15 protein-coding genes are annotated in these 18,331 nt (G+C 47.8%); 7 read left to right on the top strand and 8 right to left on the bottom strand.

All coding sequences use genetic code 11. The features are described 5' to 3' along the window. Positions 1-38: 38 nt before the first annotated feature. On the bottom strand, positions 39-3,572 hold the full coding sequence (gene smc, locus ABD846_RS05655; protein WP_344823668.1) for a chromosome segregation protein SMC: 3,534 nt from the start codon (positions 3,570-3,572) through the stop codon (positions 39-41). A 169-nt stretch (positions 3,573-3,741) separates the two neighbouring features. Between smc and ABD846_RS05650 the strand changes: the two genes are divergently transcribed. From ABD846_RS05650 to uvrC, 5 genes are all read left to right on the top strand, one after another. Further along, the gene (locus tag ABD846_RS05650) at positions 3,742-4,179 is read left to right on the top strand and encodes a hypothetical protein (RefSeq protein WP_344823665.1); all 438 of its coding nucleotides are present in this window, start codon (positions 3,742-3,744) and stop codon (positions 4,177-4,179) included. Between the two features lie 92 nt (positions 4,180-4,271). Next, a complete protein-coding gene (gene gcvH, locus ABD846_RS05645; protein WP_344823663.1) occupies positions 4,272-4,652 on the top strand; it encodes a glycine cleavage system protein GcvH in 381 nt (126 codons plus the stop codon). A 74-nt stretch (positions 4,653-4,726) separates the two neighbouring features. After that, the gene (locus ABD846_RS05640; protein WP_344823660.1) at positions 4,727-5,056 is read left to right on the top strand and encodes a VanZ family protein; all 330 of its coding nucleotides are present in this window, start codon (positions 4,727-4,729) and stop codon (positions 5,054-5,056) included. Positions 5,057-5,077: 21 nt separating this feature from the next. Beyond that, positions 5,078-5,650: a hypothetical protein gene (locus tag ABD846_RS05635; RefSeq protein ID WP_344823657.1), complete on the top strand. Its 573-nt coding sequence runs from the start codon at positions 5,078-5,080 to the stop codon at positions 5,648-5,650. Between the two features lie 24 nt (positions 5,651-5,674). Beyond that, complete coding sequence (gene uvrC, locus ABD846_RS05630) at positions 5,675-7,480, top strand: excinuclease ABC subunit UvrC (protein WP_344823653.1); 1,806 nt, start codon at positions 5,675-5,677, stop codon at positions 7,478-7,480. Between the two features lie 66 nt (positions 7,481-7,546). Here the strand turns inward: uvrC and ABD846_RS05625 are convergent, their stop codons facing one another. The 7 genes from ABD846_RS05625 to ABD846_RS05595 form a co-directional block, all read right to left on the bottom strand. Continuing rightward, entirely contained in the window at positions 7,547-8,896 is a 1,350-nt protein-coding gene (locus tag ABD846_RS05625) for an FG-GAP repeat domain-containing protein (RefSeq protein ID WP_344823650.1), read from the bottom strand. 77 nt (positions 8,897-8,973) lie between these two features. Continuing rightward, positions 8,974-9,498 carry a DNA-deoxyinosine glycosylase gene (locus ABD846_RS05620; protein ID WP_344823647.1) on the bottom strand — a complete coding sequence of 175 codons (525 nt, stop codon included), beginning with the start codon at positions 9,496-9,498 and terminating at the stop codon, positions 8,974-8,976. A 6-nt stretch (positions 9,499-9,504) separates the two neighbouring features. Continuing rightward, the gene (locus tag ABD846_RS05615) at positions 9,505-9,966 is read right to left on the bottom strand and encodes a hypothetical protein (protein WP_344823644.1); all 462 of its coding nucleotides are present in this window, start codon (positions 9,964-9,966) and stop codon (positions 9,505-9,507) included. A gap of 37 nt (positions 9,967-10,003) precedes the next feature. Next, complete coding sequence (locus ABD846_RS05610) at positions 10,004-11,617, bottom strand: hypothetical protein (RefSeq protein ID WP_344823641.1); 1,614 nt, start codon at positions 11,615-11,617, stop codon at positions 10,004-10,006. 63 nt (positions 11,618-11,680) lie between these two features. Beyond that, the gene (locus ABD846_RS05605; RefSeq protein WP_344823638.1) at positions 11,681-12,442 is read right to left on the bottom strand and encodes a succinate dehydrogenase/fumarate reductase iron-sulfur subunit; all 762 of its coding nucleotides are present in this window, start codon (positions 12,440-12,442) and stop codon (positions 11,681-11,683) included. A 40-nt stretch (positions 12,443-12,482) separates the two neighbouring features. Further along, positions 12,483-14,459 carry a fumarate reductase/succinate dehydrogenase flavoprotein subunit gene (locus ABD846_RS05600; RefSeq protein ID WP_344823636.1) on the bottom strand — a complete coding sequence of 659 codons (1,977 nt, stop codon included), beginning with the start codon at positions 14,457-14,459 and terminating at the stop codon, positions 12,483-12,485. 50 nt (positions 14,460-14,509) lie between these two features. Next, positions 14,510-15,184 (bottom strand): succinate dehydrogenase cytochrome b subunit, encoded by a 675-nt coding sequence (locus ABD846_RS05595; protein ID WP_344823633.1) that lies wholly within the window; start codon positions 15,182-15,184, stop codon positions 14,510-14,512. 210 nt (positions 15,185-15,394) lie between these two features. Between ABD846_RS05595 and ABD846_RS05590 the strand changes: the two genes are divergently transcribed. Continuing rightward, positions 15,395-16,510 carry a prolipoprotein diacylglyceryl transferase gene (locus ABD846_RS05590; RefSeq protein WP_344823630.1) on the top strand — a complete coding sequence of 372 codons (1,116 nt, stop codon included), beginning with the start codon at positions 15,395-15,397 and terminating at the stop codon, positions 16,508-16,510. 8 nt (positions 16,511-16,518) lie between these two features. Continuing rightward, a complete protein-coding gene (locus ABD846_RS05585) occupies positions 16,519-18,303 on the top strand; it encodes a glycosyltransferase family 39 protein (RefSeq protein ID WP_344823627.1) in 1,785 nt (594 codons plus the stop codon). Positions 18,304-18,331: the final 28 nt, after the last annotated feature.

Here is an 18,331-nt window from a genome sequence, read left to right as displayed (position 1 = left end):
CGGCGGGCCTCTTCTTTGTAACATGTGTTTTGATCGATTTAGTTCAGGCTCCGGAAATCCACCGGCACCAGCTTGCTCACGCCAAGCTCCTGCATGGTCACCCCATAAATAACGTCCACAGCAGCCATCGTTTGCTTATTGTGCGTCACGATGATGAATTGCGAATTGTCTGAGAATTTACGGATCATCTGTGTGAACTTGCCTACGTTCGCATCATCCAGCGGCGCATCCACCTCATCGAGGATACAGAAGGGCGCCGGTTTGATCAGGTAGATCGCAAACAGGAATGCTGTTGATGTCAGCGTTTTTTCCCCTCCGGACAATTGCGTAAGTGTGCTCGGACGTTTACCCTTAGGTTGTGCATAAATCTCAATGCCGCTATCCGCAACGTTATCCGGATCTGTCAGGCGCAGATCAGCGGTATCTTCTTCGGTGAACAGCGCTTTGAATACCACCCGGAAATTTTCCCGCACTTTGTCAAATGTCTCACGGAATTTACTGTTGGCAGTCTGCTCCACTTCTTCTATCGTAGCGAGCAGCGACTCTTTTGCATTGACGAGATCCGTCTTCTGTTCCACGATAAAGTCGTGGCGCACTTTCATTTCATTGTAAGCTTCAATAGCCGTGGGGTTTACCTCTCCCATGTTCTCCAGACGACGCTTCATTTTCTCTGCTTCTGCATTCAGTTCTTCCACACTCTGCTCTCCGGTGCGCGGCTGGTCGAGGATCTCTTCAAGATCTACCCTGAATTCCACACTGAGCCGCTCCTTCATGCCGGCCAGCTGCAGTTTCATTTCCGTAAGCTTCTCCTTAATGCTGTTGAGAATGTTTTCCGCATTTTCTTTCTCACGTCGCTTCTGATTCAGTTTGCTTTCTTCCTGATTAACGGTGTTCCGCAATTCATAAAAAAGCCGGTCTGCTTCCATCAGTATTTTTTCATCAGATTCACGTTTGTGCATCATGTCATACAACTCGGTGTCGCCGAAATTGAGTTTTCCTGATGCCTCACTGATCTGCTGGGATGTGTCTTCCAGCTGTGCTTTGTTATTTTCTATCTGACCTCTGAGTTCGTCTGATTTATTTTGTTTGTAGCTGCGTTCCTGCTTCAGGTTGTCCCACTTAGCCTGCAGTTTCAGGTATTCAATATTGTGCTGATTGAATTGCTGCGATGCCAGGTTGAAATCTGTTTCCACCGACCTGAACTCATTTTCCGCAGCTGTAATGCGCTCCTGCAGATCGTTGAACGCCGTTATGATTTCTTCAAGTTCGCTGCGCGTGTCGGAAATATTATCCTGTGTATCGGCCAGCTGAGCCTGCAGGTCTTCCAGTCTCTTTTTACTGCTTTCGTTTGTATGCTCCAGGTGCTCTGCGCGGTTGCCGAGGCTGATGATATGGTTGCTGAGCCTGTTCAGTTCTACCTGTGTTTGTTCGATGGCCTTATCATTCAGCTCCTGATTGTATCCGGTGATCAGCGTCTGCGTCTCTGTGATCTGTGTACGCAGTTGCTGTGTGGATTCGTTCAGCGTACTGATTTCTTTAGCCAGGCGTTCCAGGTTTTTTGCACGCCCGATTTTATTTCCCTCGAAAGAGCCTATAGATCCACCGCTCAGCGAATAGTTGCCGCGAAGCATTTTCCCGGATTTTTCGATCAGTACCGCACCTTTCGGTAAGGTAGTCTGCAACAGGCTGGATTCATTTTCCGCGATATACACGTGTCCCAGCAGGTGTCTCGCCAAAGCCTTATAAGGTTCATCCACATTCAGCACGCTCAACGCGGACACTGCTCCGGGAATAGCGGCTGCAGTGGTGCTTTCCTCCATCTGGGCAATACTGCTGAGTACGAAGAAATTGGCCTTGCCTTTCTTGTTGGATTCCAGCAGGTGAATGGCCTGTGCCGCATCTTCAATGCTGTTGACCAGATAATAGTTCAGGTAATTGTCGAGTACGTTTTCAAGTGCCGCGCGATATTCGTTCTGAACGACAAATACATCAGACAACAGCGGAGCATCGTTTTTCCAGTCTTTGTTTTTGCTCAGGAACTTGATGCTGTCCGGGTAACCTTCCAGGCTTTCCACCAGCGACTTCAGCAGATCGTGTTCCGCTTTTTTCGCATCAAGGCTTCTGTTCTCGTCGATCAGGCGGCTGCGCAGACTTTCCATCTGGCCCTGTGTTTCGAGTATTTTGGATTTGATGTCCTCCCTCCGCTCGATCATGCCCGCAAGGGTATCCTGTTTATCCTGCTGTTCGGCTTCCGCTTCTGCTTTCTCGTTGTTGATCTGGCTGATCTGCTGATTGCGTTGCGCCATTTCGTCCTGCGCATGCAGGATACTGCGTTGCAGATTCATTACAGAAGAATCTGCAATTGCCACTTTCTTTTCCGCATCAAACTGACGACGCTGTCCGTCGATCATTTCTTTGCGCAGCTGTTCCACAACCGTTCTTTTCTCTTCGAATATTTCGCGCTTGTCGGCGACCATTTCGCGCAGGCTTTCGAGCTTATCTTTAGCATCTTCCAGCCCCGCCTGTTCCTGAGCGATCAGTTCGTCCGCCGAAGTAATTGACGCTGCGAGTTCGTTCAGTTGCGCGCTTGCATTACCCAGGAAATGATTCAGGCTGCGTTCTCTTTCGCGAAGGTATTCGAGTCTCTGCGAAGCGAGTTTCTTTTCATTTTCCAATTGTACGATGCGGTTCTGCAGTTCGTTGAACTGGCGCTGCATGCGGCTGAGCTCCTGTTCTCTTTCGATCAGTTTGATTTTGTCCCCTTCGATAGCAGCTTCTCCACTGGCAACTTCCGCATCTATCTGTGCTTTCCGGTCCTGCTCGGTATTATGTTGTTCCGTAAGGGTTTTGTAGCGTTCATTGAAATCTTCGAGGGAGGCTTTCGCAAGCTCGATGCTTACCACCTTATATTCATCTTTGATCTGGAAATAGCGCTCTGCTTTTCTTGCCTGGCTTTCCAGCGTGCGGAGATTATTTCCGATCTCAAACAGTAAATCCTCGATACGTGCAAGATCCTGTTCTGTCCCTTCCAGTTTTTGTTTGGCTTCCTTTTTCCTTGTTTTATAGATAGAGATTCCTGCAGCCTGCTCCAGCATTCTGCGGCGCGATCCGTCCTTGTCTTTGATGATGTCGTCTACCATCCCCAGTTCGATGATCGCATATGAGTCATTGCTCACACCGGTGTCGAGGAACAGGTTGTGAATGTCTTTCAGACGGCAGGGAACATCATTGAGGCGGTATTCACTTTCGCCGCTTTTATAAAATTTACGTGTGATGGTCACTGTTGTAAATTCCGTGGGCAGCAGATTCCTGGTGTTCTCAAACGTGAGCGATACCTCAGCCATACCGGATGCGGCGCGCGTACGGGATCCGTTAAATACCAGATCGTCCAGGTTGTCGGAGCGCAATGATTTGATCTTATGTTCTCCGATTACCCAGCGTATGGCATCCACAATATTCGACTTTCCACATCCGTTCGGACCCACGATCCCGGTAATGGGATGATCCAGCAGGATGTGCGTCTTGTCCGCGAAGGATTTAAAGCCTTTTATTTCGAGGGATTTTAACTGCACGTATTTCTATTTTTATAAAGGAAGGGTAGCAAATGTAATATTTTCGGTGCATTCTTCCGATAGCGCAGATCGTCGCAGGCAGAGGCTTAATAATTTATTAGGAGAGGAGTTGCGATCCCGGATAATAAATCTGTAACAGGTGCGTTTCTTTCCCTGTAAATCTTTCAACATGAAACCATCCACCAAAACACTGCTGATGCTGGCCGCGACCGGCATGCTCGCTTCCTGCACCAAAAAGGAAGTTGCCACCACCGTACATGGTTATTTTTACACACCTGACAGTACAGTCTGGTCAGAAAATCCGTTGCATTTGTATCTGGACGGCGTAGATAAAGGTTCTTTACCGTACATCGGTGGTTCCGACTGGAATATACCGCTTACGTTCAGTTCTGCAGCACTGGAATCCAGGGCGCTGAAAGTGGACTTTCCTTCCGGCAATCATATTGTGGAAGCCAGAACCACTTCGGGTAAAACTGTAGCCTCATCTAACATGAGCATATTGTTTTATAAAAATGAAGTCAAATCCTCCAGCACTTCTCCCATAGGTGGGGCAGGGTACTATCTTGATGATAATCAAAAGAAAATGTCCGTTTCTCTGCATCCGTAAAGGTGCGGGGCAATATGCCTTTAAAAGATTATGATCCGCTTTCTTTTATCAGCAAATTGGCTTACTTTTACGGCCTCAAATAGTAAAATAATATGCAATTTCCTGAAGCATTAAAGTACACTAAGGATCACGAGTGGATCAAAATCGAAGGTAATACTGCCACCGTAGGTATTACGGAATTTGCACAGCGCGAACTGGGGGATATCGTTTTTGTCGATATCGATTCAGTAGGTAAAGCGTTACAAACCAACGATATCTTTGGTACCGTAGAAGCTGTGAAAACAGTATCTGACCTGTTTTTGCCTGTTGCCGGAACGGTAACTGAAGTGAATCCCGGATTGGATGGCAGCCCTGAAAGCGTAAACCAGGATCCTTACGGTGACGGATGGATGATCAAAATGACCATCGCTGATACCGCAGAACTCGAAAGCCTTCTGGACGCTGCTGCCTATAAAGCACTGATCGGAGAATAATGAACATTTGGCATTTTTTTACTGCCGAATCTCCTTACAAAAAACGAGCAAAGTCTTTCGCAATCGCGTGGACTTTGCTCATTTTTATTGCCTGCTTTGTTCCCGGTAAAGAAATTCCCGATGTGGATATTCCTTTCGCGGACAAATGGGTTCATTTTCTGCTCTTCGGCATATTTAATTTCCTTTGGCTGCTCGCGCGGCCTTCCCTTCACTGGCGCCATCTGATGTTCTGGCTGCTGCTCGGGACAGGTTTTGGCTGGTTTGTGGAAGAATTACAGGGTCTGCTTTCGTTTCTCGGCAGAGCCAAAGACATGAAAGATATTTATGCTGATGCGCTCGGGGCTGTGCTGGGAGTGCTGATTTTTTATATTTGTGCAAGATACGCCGCAGCTAAACAGCGGTAGTTCCTTATAACCATTACCAAGATGTTTCAACGTTCTATTCTTCTGGTTGTGTTTTGTGCGCTGATCACCGGCTCCTGCAGGAAAGAGCAGCCGGCGGCAACGGCAGCTCCCAATCAGCCGGTATATTTTTCGATCAAAGATTTTATCCGCGATCAGTGGAAAACGTTCCACGGCCAACCCATACTCATTACCCGGTATACAACGCTCGAAGGGAACACCGACAGCGCTACACTTTCAGCGCTCAATATGCAGTGGAGCAAGCTGTTTAAAATTTTTTACGAAACGGATATCAGCGATCCCAAATTCCTCGGTCAGTACGATTTTGAAACTTTTGACGAAGGACTCACTCAGACGCGTAATTTCATTTACACTGCGCGTACTCCGGAATTATATACGCAGAAATTACAGATCGCTGCCGACCTCGTAACCCGTAAAATCCGTACCATCTATATCGAGACAAGTAAGCAGTCTTTCTGGAACACCCGTTCGCAAAAGCTGCTGTATGCTCCTATGAAGGTGTTGATGATCCACGAGACAAATGATCCGCTGATCGGATCGGTAAAGGATCTTAATATCGAATACAAGTTTATGTAAACAACAAAAAGCAGGGAACAGAAGATGACGAAGGAAGAATTCAGTGTGGTTGCCCCTTCTATTCCGCATAGTCCGGGCGTATATAAATATTACGACGGACAGGGCGAGCTCTTATACATCGGTAAGGCAAAAGACCTCCGGAAGCGCGTCAGCTCGTATTTTAATAAGAGTCAGGCCAACCGCAAAACGGTGGTAATGGTTGCGCACATCCGCAATATCGAATATACGGTTACGGAGACCGAGCACGATGCGTTCCTCCTGGAAAATTCGCTCATCAAGCATCACCAGCCGCGTTACAATATTGAGCTCAAAGACGATAAGACCTATCCGTATATCGTTATCAAGAATGAGCGCTTCCCGCGTGTTTTTTTTACGCGAACGGTTATCCGTGACGGTTCTGAATATCTCGGTCCGTTTACTTCTGTTTTTGCAGCAAGAGAATTACTCGATACGATCCGGCAGAATATTCCGCTCCGTAACTGCACCTTGAATCTAAGCCGCCAGAATATCGAACGGGGTAAATTCAAAGTGTGCCTGGAGTATCATCTGGGCAACTGTAAAGGTCCCTGCGAAGGCCTGCAGTCGGAGGAAGATTATAATGAAAAGCTACAGTATATACGGCATATCCTGAAAGGTAACGTGGGTATCGTACTGCGGGAATTGAAAGCGGAAATGCAGGACCTGGCCGCAAAAATGCAGTTTGAGCAGGCGGAGATCCTGCGGCAGAAAATCGTGGCGCTGGAACGCTACCAGTCCAATTCAACGGTGGTGAATCCGAAACTGAAAAATGTAGATGTGATCTCCATACTCAGCGACGCCAAAACTGCGGTGGTGAACTTTATGATGCTTCAGAACGGAACGATCATTTCTGCCAATACCGTGCGTATCGAGAAAAAAATCGAAGAAGAAGAAGAGTCGGATATGCTCTCTCTTGCTTATGCCCATTTCAGGGAACGTTTCAACAGCATTGCGCAGGAGCTCATTGCACCGATGGAGATGGATCTGCCCGAAGACAGTATGAAGCTGACCATCCCCAAAGCAGGGGATAAGCTGAAACTGCTGGAAATGAGCCTGAAGAATGCAACTGTATTCCGCGATGATCTGCGCCGGAAGAGTGCGCTGATGCTGGAAGAAACAGCAAAAGTGCAGCATGACCGTGCGCTTACGGAATTACAGGAAGCATTGCATCTGCCTGCATTACCGGTGCACATCGAATGTTTCGATAACTCCAACTTCCAGGGGTCGTTTCCTGTAGCGGCAATGGTATGCTTCCGCAACGGACAGCCGGCCAAACAGGATTACCGGCATTTTAAAATAAAAACAGTTCAGGGAATAGATGATTTTGCCTCTATGAGCGAAATCGTTTTCAGACGGTACAAACGCCTGAAAGAAGAAGGCGTTACGTTACCGCAGCTCGTGATCATAGACGGCGGAAAAGGCCAATTGGGAGCGGCACTGAAAAGTATCCGTGAACTGGAACTTGAGGGTAAAATGACGATTGTGGGACTTGCGAAACAGGAGGAATCCATTTTCTTCCCGGGTGATAAAACACCGCTGCAGTTACCATACGACAGCCCGGCTCACCTGCTTGTAAGACGCATACGCGATGAGGTGCATCGCTTCGGTATCACTTTCCACCGTAATCTGCGCAGCAAGGGGACCATTAAAAATGAATTGGAGGAAATACCGGGCATCGGCGAGAAGACCGCTACAGAACTACTGCAGGAGTTTAAGTCTGTGAATAAGATACGAACGCTTACCGAAAGGGAACTGACGCGCGTGATCGGTGCTTCCAAGGCCGCTATTGTGTGGCGCTATTTCAACGGGTAGCTGAAAAGGCACAAACAAAGACGCCCTTCATTTGAAGGGCGTTTCTGTTTTGAAAGATGTTTTGTATCAGCGAAGCGCTTTATTGCAGGATCCGAAATCCCATGATTTCTTGAATTGGGTACCCATCACACGATAGCATACTTTATGCGGGTTGTCGCTGCGATCGATCATGTCTGTAAACACGCGCCGCTTATCATAACAGTCATTACAGAAAGCCTGTACTTCCACATTGTAGGCGTCTTCCGGGATATTGTAATTCATAGTGTTGCCGGTAATCACCACGGGCGAGTGGATTTCTTTTTCAACGCCTTCCAGTTCGTAGCGGATGAGGAAATACGCATTGTATGCGGCGTCGTTGATCAGAGAGATCGTCATTTCGTCGCAAGGCTCGAGAAAATCATGGCCGGTGCTGAAATAGACAACCGGGCGTGGGTTCTGCTCTGTTCCGCGGAAAGCAACATAATCCCATTTTTTATCTCCGTTTACATCAGCAAATCCATTGGGCATGGAAGGCAGCCCACGCTCCACTTTACGTGCAATACGCGGCTGGTCTTCGAAAGATTGTCCGAAAGAGTAGTGAATGTAAATATTAGGCTTGTCTTCGTTACCTCTGAACGTTACATAGTCGGCACGGTGATCTCCGTCAATGTCATAATAACCGCGGGGCATATCCATGTATCCCTGGGGTATAGGATTGCTCAAAGTGTTCTTGTAAGGATACAGGAAGCGGAAATTATATTCGATCTTATTGCCGAGATAAGTATTGATCGTTTCGCCATCATAAGAATCCATGTAGTCGGCTATGCCGTCACCGTTTATATCCGCGAACGCTTTTAATATACCGTCGTGTGCCGGTTCCAGCATAACGGAGCTTTTATATGATTTGGTATCAAATCCTTTTTCTGTTGCGAAATACGCAATTATGTAAGGACGTTCTTTATCACCGTGAAAAGTGATATAGTCCCATCTTCCATCGCCATTCAGGTCGGCAAAGCCACGGGGAAAGCCTTCATACCCCTTGTCGAAATGATCGCTCATTACCACATGTTCATTGGAAAATCCTTCGCGTGTGGAGAGGTAGGCCACGATACGGGGCGTTTGGGAATTACCCTGGAACGTGATATAGTCGGCGCGTCCGTCTCCGTTCACATCCGCAAAATAGCTGGGTTCCACAAGTTTGCGGTAGATATTCGGGCGGCTCACAATGCCGGGAATCTGATCGAATGTGAGTCCGTTGGAGAAGCGTACATTCACGGTTGGGTTTGCTGCAGACCCCGTCAGGTAGATATAATCGTCTTTTCCGTCGCCATCCACATCGGCAAAACAGCGGTTATTTTTTACTTTGCAGGTTTGGGCAAACGAAACGGCGGAGAATCCTGCCATCAGTAAGGCAGTTAACGTAACAACTTTTTTCATCCCTAAAAAGAGGTTTAATTATTTTCTTGTCCTGTAAATGTACTTCCGCAAGCCTGTAATACATAATTTTTGAGGTATTATTTTTTCAGCCTTCCCTGCTTACCGGCGCTTTCATCTTTCAGGCAGGATTTCAGTTGCAGCCATGCATCCTCTTTCAATTGTCTTGACTTTCCAGCGTTTGCCGGGCTTGTAGAGGGCAAAGTGATCTGATCGATATCTATCGCATTACCGAAGTATTTGTGGAACAGGGCGGCTGCTTTTTGTCCGTTAAACGCAAGCAACTGTATAGATGGATGTTCCCGGAGTAAATCAGGTAGCGCATTGGGCACTACTTCCCGGATCGCAGTATCAAGGCTTCCTTCCCGGATACAGGTATCGCAAACGTCCCACAATGCAATGCCATGCCGGTGCAGCATGTCCAGTCGCGCGTCGTACGGTCCGGGTAGCGTTTCTCCGCATATGCTTGCCATAAAAGGCCAGAACAGATTGTGCGGATGCGCATAATACTGTGTGGCGGCAAGCGACTGTTCACCAGGCATACTGCCGAGAATCAACACGCGTGGCGATGCAGGAACAACAGGGGGAAATCCTTTTTTGTGCACTTCGGTTTATTTAAGTTTCGTAATGGCATTTTGCAATTGATTGCAGAATGCACGCAGATCTGCCGGAACAGCGGTTTCATCTGTGTCCATACGGATCACATATACTTTTCCTGCCTGAGCATATTCGATATAGATCGTACCCTGATCCCTGCAATCGGGGCAGCCGATCACCTTTTCCGCGTCGCTGTACCGTACGCTCGCAGGTAACGCCTGTTGCACTTCGGAAGCTATGGCTGCCTTTGCTGAGTCAAGCGGAACCGAGCTGAAATACATCGGTGTCAGACCACGGTCTATGCTGTCGGGATATGTCTGTCCGCCGGAAACCTTGAACAGGTGTGTGCAATCAGCGCGACACATGCCGTAAGAGGTACCGAAGATAAAATAGTCGGGATTGAAAGCAGCTTTCTGATCTTTCCTGCAGCCGCTGCATGCGAGCGTCAATATGCATAAATATAGTATGGCTTTCATGAGAAAGGCTTTGTATCAAATATACCAAATTATGACTCTAGTCGTGAAAGATATACAAAGCCTGCCGGCTGCTGTCACTGAGCGCGCGCGGACCAAAGGAATGCCAGAATAGCTCCGGCCGGGTTATATCCACTTCCGCTGCATAAATCCAGAGTGTATCTGAAAAACGGAAATCGGTGACCTTAAACGGATAATCTGCCAGTGTTTCGGTGCTCCCAAACTGGAAAACATAATCCGGTTTGCAGGCGCCGATATACAAACAATGCATGTTCAGAGAATCAACTGTTCGGTGGCTTAGCGGCGTCGTGGCAGAATCAAGTGTATTGGTCAGTTCGATCAGCTCAGGCACATAGCGTAACAACACCGTATTGTGGTAGCCGGGCAGCGTCAGTATTTTCTTACGGCCGTCAAAATGTTGATGGATGTATTGAATCAATGCTGAGTAAGCTGTCGGGAAGGGTTTTGAACGTTCCTCAATATATGATGGCAGCAGCAGGCGCGGACCGTCGGGGGAAGGAATACAGGAGAAAAGAGTGCTGCATACGAATATACCTGTGGCAGTTATCGCGGCAACCTTTCCCCATGCGTTGATTCTGTGAAGTACCGTTAACAAATATGCTGTCCAGGCATACAATAAGGGAAGTATAATGTACAGATAGCGTACATCGAAGTGGGCAGAGGCCGAGGTGGGTTGCGGGTTGAGAATTAGAATGAGCAGCAAAAAAATGGTTTCGGCTTCGAGCAAAGTCTTCATTGCCGGAGACAGGGTTTTCCGCCGGAACAGGAAGATCAGCAGGAGTATCAGAGCAGCTATAAGTGGTAGTACATTCAGTGCATTAAGATCTACAAATAGCCATTCCGCTAATTTCCGGTACTTAACGATCCAATTGTCACGATTATTCAGATCCGGTCTGTTCAGGCTGTTTTGCGAGATGAAAAAATAAGCGTCAGCAACAAAAAGCAGCGCGTTTGCGGCTGCAATCGTTACTGAAAGACGATGCCGGAAGCTAAATCGGAGCACTTTCCCGCGATACATCAGCCACAGACACATGGCCCACCAGCATACGGCGGCAAGAGAATGAGACAGAAACAGAAGGTACAGCGCTGCAACTTGTAACAGCAGCCAGAAAATGCGGGATCTTTTTGTTGTGTTCCCGATAACGTTCAGTGTCGCCAGAAGGCTCAGTGCCGCAAAAAGAAAGTTCAGGGAATAATAGCGTACGTTCTGTTCGATGAGCAGATAGTTTACAGACAGCGTAAGTAAGGTAGCTGTGTATGCAAACCAGGTATTATCTTCATCAGTGAGTTTTCGCAGGCAGCCAAGATACATGAGCAGCGCCAGGATACCGGGAAGTGTAAATGCAATACGCAGGACGCGGTCTGAGTCGCCAAACTTCCGGATTACGGCCGCCGCATAATAGATGTCGACAGGCGGATTATTATAACCCAGCTGATTGTCTATAAGCTGTCCGTTACGATAGGAAAATATGTTCTGACGATCATAAGCGACAATTTTTCCTTCGCGGTTATAGTTTTTAGCAAACCAGACAACCGAAGCCTCATCGTCCCACATCAGTGTGTGATCCGGATGCCATAGGGCCAGCGCACAGTGGGTCAGGAGCAGAAAGAATAAATAAAGGCGAAGCTTCATTGGCTGAACATAAAAAAAGGGAATGCCTTTATAAAGACATTCCCTTTAAATTTTCTGAATGTATTATTTGCCCGCAAATGTAGCGGCAACGTATTCGCGGTTCAGACGGGCGATGTTTTCGAGGGAGATGCCTTTCGGACATTCTGCTTCACATGCGCCGATGTTGGTGCAGGAGCCGAATCCTTCTTTATCCATCTGATGTACCATGTTTACCACGCGCTCTTTTCTTTCCGGTTCACCCTGCGGTAGCTGTGCCAGGTGAGACACTTTTGCGGAAAGGAACAGCATCGCTGAAGCATTCGGACACGCCGCAACACAGGCACCGCATCCGATACATGCGGCCGCGGCAAACGCATCATCTGCTTTTAATTTTTCAATAGGAAGGCTGTTGGCGTCCTGCGCATTACCTGTGTTTACGGATACATATCCTCCGGCCTGGATGATGTGGTCCAGGGAAGAACGGTTTACCACCAGATCCTTGATCACCGGAAATGCATCTGCTCTCCAGGGTTCAACAACGATCGTATCACCGTCTTTGTATTCACGCATGTGCAGCTGACAGGTGGTATTCTGAGACCAGGGTCCGTGTGCACGGCCGTTGATATACATACTGCACATACCGCAGATACCTTCACGACAGTCATGATCAAATGCCACAGGTTCTTTCCCTTCAGCGATCAGTTGCTCGTTCAGTACATCGAACATTTCGAGGAAAGACATTTCCGAAGAGATATCCTTTACCTGGTACGTTTCGAAGCGGCCAGGAGTTTTGCTGTTTTTTTGTTTCCACACTTTCAGTGTGAGATTCATATGATAATGTTCCATGAACAAAAAATATTTGAAGGTTCTTAATGCTTACTCTCGATTATTTATAGCTACGCTGGCTTGGATGTACCACATCGTAAACGAGGTCTTCCTTGTGGAGTTCAAACTGGCTGTCCGCCTTATACTCCCACGCTGCTACGTACATGTATTTGTCGTCCTGGCGCAATGCTTCCCCATCTTCTGTCTGGTATTCTTCACGGAAGTGACCGCCACAGCTTTCATTGCGCTCCAGGGCATCCAGGCACATCAGTTCACCCAGCTCCAGGAAGTCCGCCACACGTTGTGCTTTGTCGAGTTCCGGATTATATTCCTCGATTTCTCCGGGAATGCGTACGTTGCTCCAGAATTCTTTTCTCAGCGCCTGGATCTCTGTAATTGCCTGTTTCAGGCCCGCTGCGTTACGTGCCATACCACATTTATCCCACATGATTTTTCCGAGACGTTTGTGGAAGCTTTCCACGCTTTCGGTTCCTTTGATCGACATCAGTTTCTCAATGCGGGAACGTACTTCTCTTTCTGTTTCCAGGAATGCAGGATGGTCTGTAGGGATAGCTTTGGTGCGGATATCGTCTGCCAGATAGTTACCGATCGTGTAAGGGATAACGAAATATCCGTCTGCCAGACCCTGCATCAGTGCAGAGGCACCGAGACGGTTGGCACCGTGATCGCTGAAGTTGGCTTCACCCAGTGCGTACAGGCCCGGAACGGTTGTCATCAGTTCGTAATCCACCCATAATCCGCCCATGGTATAGTGTACCGCAGGATATATACGCATCGGAACTTCGTAAGGATTCTCTCCGGTGATCTTTTCGTACATGTCGAAAAGGTTTCCGTATTTGGAAGCTACCACTTCTTTACCCAGGCGGGTGATGGTGGCGGCATCGGCATTCTCGATACCTTGTTTGCTCACTTCAATTTTTCCATAACGCTGGATCGCAGCAGCATAATCCAGGTAGACCGCCTGCTTGCTTGCGCCCACACCATAACCGGCATCACATCTTTCTTTTGCTGCGCGGCTTGCCACGTCACGTGGAACGAGGTTACCGAACGCAGGGTAGCGGCGCTCCAGGTAATAGTCTCTTTCTTCTTCAGGAATTTCGTTAGCCTTACGGGTGTCGTTCTGCTTTTTGGGAACCCAGATACGGCCATCATTACGCAGGGATTCAGACATCAGCGTCAGTTTCGACTGATGATCTCCGCTTACCGGGATACAGGTAGGGTGGATCTGCGTAAAACACGGATTACCGAAGTAAGCTCCTTTTCTATGCGCTTTCCAGGCGGCAGTAACATTGCTGCCCATAGCGTTTGTAGAGAGGTAGAATACGTTTCCGTAACCGCCGGAGCACAGTAATACAGCATGACCGAAATGGCGTTCCAGTTCGCCGCTTACAAGATTGCGGGCAATGATACCACGTGCTTTTCCATCGATCTTAACGATGTCCAGCATTTCGTGGCGGGAATACATAGTCACGTTACCGAGAGCCACCTGACGCTCCAGCGCCTGATATGCTCCGATCAGCAATTGCTGACCTGTTTGTCCGGCCGCATAGAATGTACGTTGTACCTGAGTACCACCGAAAGAACGATTACTGAGCAATCCGCCATATTCACGTGCAAAAGGAACACCCTGCGCCACGCACTGATCGATGATATTCCCGCTCACTTCCGCGAGGCGGTGCACGTTTGCTTCGCGTGCACGGTAATCACCGCCTTTGATCGTATCGTAGAACAAACGGTATACGCTGTCACCATCGTTCTGATAGTTCTTTGCAGCGTTGATACCACCCTGAGCAGCGATACTGTGCGCACGGCGCGGACTATCCTGAAAGCAGAATGCTTTTACTTTATAACCAAGTTCACCCAGTGTGGCGGCTGCAGATGCACCGGCCAGACCGGTTCCCACCACGATGATTTCTATGCTGCGTTTGTTAGCGGGGTTTACAAGTTTACAGGTAGACTTGTATTTTTCCCATTTGGTCGCCAATTCGCCGGCCGGAATGTTATTATTAAGAGGCATATTTTAATTTTTTTCTCGAAGGTTAATGTCAATGATTGAACAGAGTCGGATTATGCAACCCATCCTGTGAAAAAGGCAATCGGCATCATTGCGAACATGATAGAAACAATGATCGCGAATGCAACACCAATGTTGCGGATCATTGTCTTATAGCGCGCCGTTCCCATTCCCAAAGTCTGGAATGCAGAGTAAAAACCATGTACCAGGTGGAAGCACAGTGAAATGCAACCCACCACGTATAACACTACAACGATAGGATTCTGGAAAGTAACTTTCATTTTTTCATACAGGTCGATTTCCTCACCGGTTGCGAACTGGTTCGCACGGTTAGGGATCCAGAACTGAGCGGTATGCATGATCAGGAACAACAATACCAGCGTGCCCAGCAGACCCATAGAACGGCTGTACCATTTGCTGGTGGCATTACCTGCTTTCACAGCGTATCTGCCATTGCTGCGCTTTTTGCTGTTCTGACTCCACAACATCAAACCCTGGATAATGTGTGCCAGGAAGCCCACAACCAGCCCGATCTCAAGGACACGCGTCAGCGCATTGGTTCCCATAAAATGTGCACCCGCCAGAAACTTCTCTCGCCCGTCCGGCAGGAAAATCTGTGCATTCAGGTAAACGTGCACAATCAAAAATGCAATCAGAAATAAGCCGGTAAAGGCCATCACCAATTTTTTGCCGACCGAAGAGGTGAAGTGTTGCTTCCAAGTCATCATACAGAAAAGTACTTTTGTAACAGATTTGTAAAATTTTCGCAAATATAACCTTGCAAAGCGGTATGTCAAAACCAAAGCTACCAATTTACCGCAAATGTTTTTTCTATATACGTGTAAGCGCCATTAATGTTGGACGCTTTTGCCTGATCTTTCGCTCCATTCCGTATTTTCGCAACTTTCGCGGCGGACCTTCCGGTAAAATGACCTTATATGTATCCTGATTTTCAATATTTGTTCCAGGAATTGTTTCATGTTCCTGTTCCTGAGTGGGTAGGTGTCTTCAAAACGTTTGGCTTTTTGATGGCACTTGCTTTTATGGCGGCTCTATATGTGATTACAAAAGAAATGCGCAGAAAGCAGCAATTGGGATTGCTGGTGCCTACCGAAGGAGAGATCGAAGTAAAGGATCCCGTTACCGGTAAAAAGGTAAAGAAAAAGGCAATGGTCTGGCCGCACGAGCGTATGGGCGCCATCCTGATGCTCGCCGCAATCGGCGGACTCGTGGGTGCGAAGGTCTTCAATGCTTTTGAATCATGGGACTACTTTCTCCAGGACCCTATCGGCAGTCTCTTTTCCAGAAGCGGACTTACTTTTTACGGAGGCTTGATCACGGCTACCGTACTGATTTATTTCTATGCCCGTAAATATAAAATCCCGTTTGATGTATTGTGCGATGCAGCGGGACCCGGTCTTATGCTGGCTTATGGCATCGGGCGTCTGGGCTGTCACTTTTCCGGAGACGGCGACTGGGGGATTTTTAACAGTGCCTATGTAAGCGATATGTCGGGTGCACTGCACCTGGCTCCGGCAACCAAATTCCAGGAAGTGGTAAAAGCTTTCCCCGATTGGTTCATGCGATACAGCGACTTCAAAAACATGCATGAGCTTTCCAATATTCCGCATGCCTATGTCCCTGCACCATCATGGTTGCCGGACTGGTTCCTCGGGATGAACTATGCACATAACGTAAACAACGAAGGACTTATGATGCCGGGTTGTACCGGCAATTATTGCACCGTATTGCCGGTAAGCGTTTTCCCGACTGCATTGTATGAAGCGATTACCTGTATCGGTTTGTTCTTTCTGCTCTGGCGTGTGCGCGGGCGTTTCACACAGCCGTTAAAATTATTTGGTTTATACCTGGTGCTGAATGGTGTGGAGCGTTTCCTTATCGAAAAGATCCGCGTGAATTATGAGTACGACTGGGGATTCATGCATCCTTCGCAGGCAGAGATTATTTCCGCGGTTTTGATTGTTATCGGAATGGCTATCCTGTTGTTTTATAAGAGAAAGAATACAACAGCAGCACCGCATGTTGTCTCGTGATTCTCCGCATGAAACATGGATCTTTCATAGCTTTTGGCATTGAGTGTTTCTTCCGTGCTGTCCTGGCGGCAGTTTTAGGTATTATTTTATGGTACCTCTTTTCCAACACTTATCTGGAGATCCTGTCGGGCATCCGCAGGCAGCTCTATCTGGATGTAACAGACGCTGAGGGGAAATCTTCAGATTTTTTGCTTGTCATTTTGTGGTTTGCGCGCCTTTTGTTCCTGGCTCTGGAATTCCTGGCAATAAAAAAGGCGGCGGAGATTATCACCGGCTATTGCAACGGCTTATATAAACCTGCTGCATTTTCCCTTTATTGCGCACAAATGGGGCGCAGTAACCAATTGTTTATCGTTGCACTTCCCCGCGGAATCCGCTATCTGGCAGGCTTTTTGCTACTGTTGTATACCTGCTTTCTGCTCTATGGGATCACCCATTTGCCTTCTCATTACGATGAGGTTTTTACGTACCGGTTTTTTTCCGGAAAAGGTCTGCTTGCTTCACTGGCCTTTTATCCATTACCGAACAATCATATTCTGTTCAACCTGTTCTCTGCGGTACCGCTGCTCCTGCCGGTAAATGTCCTTATTGCAATACGTATTGTCAGCGTGTTAGCAGCACTGGCGGGGATATACTATTTCTTCAGGCTCAGCTGCTCGCTTTTCCCCGCGTCTGTAGCCCTTGTATGCAGTGTTTTACTCGCCTTTTCCCTGCCTGTATTGCTGTATGCAACGCAGGCAAGGGGTTATGCGCTGATGCTGCTTTTTGCTGTTCTATGCATATATGCCGTCCTTCGTATTGCCGCGGGGGAAGACAGGGGCAAATATTTCTTCGTGTATACTTTCAGTTCCGTACTGGGTCTTTTCACGATTCCTTCATTCCTGTATTGTCTGGTGGTCACAAGCACCGTTTTACTGGTAGTATTGTGCAGGCATCCTTCCAGGGAACACATCCGGCAATTTGTGGTGTCGCATCTGTTGGTCCCCGCGACGACCTTACTGTTGTACCTGCCTGTGATACTCAGAAATGGTAAAGAGTCTCTTTATAAAAACAACGGCATTACCCCGCGGGATATAACCTATCTGAAGAACAATCTGAATGCTCACCTCCATGAAATATGGGATTTCTTTACAGGAGCAGATCCGAAGAGTTTTGTGCTTGTGTGGTGTATACTGGGTGTGGTACTGCTTACATTATTTACCGCCGGAGTAAGGCAGCGGTGGGCGGCATTCCTGGTACTGTTGTTTTTGCTTTCTCCTGTTCCGGTTGTTTTTGTGCACAGGGTCATTCCTTTTACCAGAACCTGGATTCACCTGATTATCCCTTTGTGTCTGGGAGCAGGCTTTTTGTTGAACGGGATCCGCAGGCTGGCACTTTCGTATGCCGGTCAATGGGCAGGTAAACTGTCCGTCGCACACCTGGCGGCTTTTACTCTGTTACCGGCGATTATATGCGCAGCAAGATTTATCCATAAACATGCGGAAAGCAACGCGATAGATTACGTTGTGGCGCATTATTGTAAACGTCTTGAACCGAAATTCAGTCTCGCTTCTTCCGTTGCTCATACACCGGGCGACATGAGTTTTTATCTCGCTGAAACTTTAGCTTTTGAATGCAATGAGCATAACGCCGGCGCGCCGTTCTCTCTGAATCAGATCAGTGGTAATGCACCCGTGAATGCCGATATTGTCGTGCTAGATAAACAGCGCCTGCCGGAAGCGGATATGAGCGGCTACCGTTTATTACCTGACGACAATCCTTTTTTTGCTGTATATATACGGCAAGGTTTTTAAACAAAAAAAGCGCCCGTATGATACGGGC

The organism is Rurimicrobium arvi, from assembly GCF_039540495.1.
Classification (GTDB): Bacteria; Bacteroidota; Bacteroidia; order Chitinophagales; family Chitinophagaceae; genus Rurimicrobium; species Rurimicrobium arvi.
Note: the sequence above shows the minus strand (reverse complement) of the source record. Positions and strands in the feature narration are given on the sequence as shown.

Coding starts and splice junctions, on each gene's coding strand:
- ABD846_RS05650 (WP_344823665.1), top strand. CDS start 3,742: ATGAAACCATCCACCAAAACACTGCTGATGCTGGCCGCGACCGGCATG.
- gcvH (WP_344823663.1), top strand. CDS start 4,272: ATGCAATTTCCTGAAGCATTAAAGTACACTAAGGATCACGAGTGGATC.
- ABD846_RS05635 (WP_344823657.1), top strand. CDS start 5,078: ATGTTTCAACGTTCTATTCTTCTGGTTGTGTTTTGTGCGCTGATCACC.
- uvrC (WP_344823653.1), top strand. CDS start 5,675: ATGACGAAGGAAGAATTCAGTGTGGTTGCCCCTTCTATTCCGCATAGT.
- ABD846_RS05625 (WP_344823650.1), bottom strand. CDS start 8,896: ATGAAAAAAGTTGTTACGTTAACTGCCTTACTGATGGCAGGATTCTCC.
- ABD846_RS05615 (WP_344823644.1), bottom strand. CDS start 9,966: ATGAAAGCCATACTATATTTATGCATATTGACGCTCGCATGCAGCGGC.
- ABD846_RS05610 (WP_344823641.1), bottom strand. CDS start 11,617: ATGAAGCTTCGCCTTTATTTATTCTTTCTGCTCCTGACCCACTGTGCG.
- ABD846_RS05605 (WP_344823638.1), bottom strand. CDS start 12,442: ATGGAACATTATCATATGAATCTCACACTGAAAGTGTGGAAACAAAAA.
- ABD846_RS05600 (WP_344823636.1), bottom strand. CDS start 14,459: ATGCCTCTTAATAATAACATTCCGGCCGGCGAATTGGCGACCAAATGG.
- ABD846_RS05595 (WP_344823633.1), bottom strand. CDS start 15,184: ATGATGACTTGGAAGCAACACTTCACCTCTTCGGTCGGCAAAAAATTG.
- ABD846_RS05590 (WP_344823630.1), top strand. CDS start 15,395: ATGTATCCTGATTTTCAATATTTGTTCCAGGAATTGTTTCATGTTCCT.
- ABD846_RS05585 (WP_344823627.1), top strand. CDS start 16,519: ATGAAACATGGATCTTTCATAGCTTTTGGCATTGAGTGTTTCTTCCGT.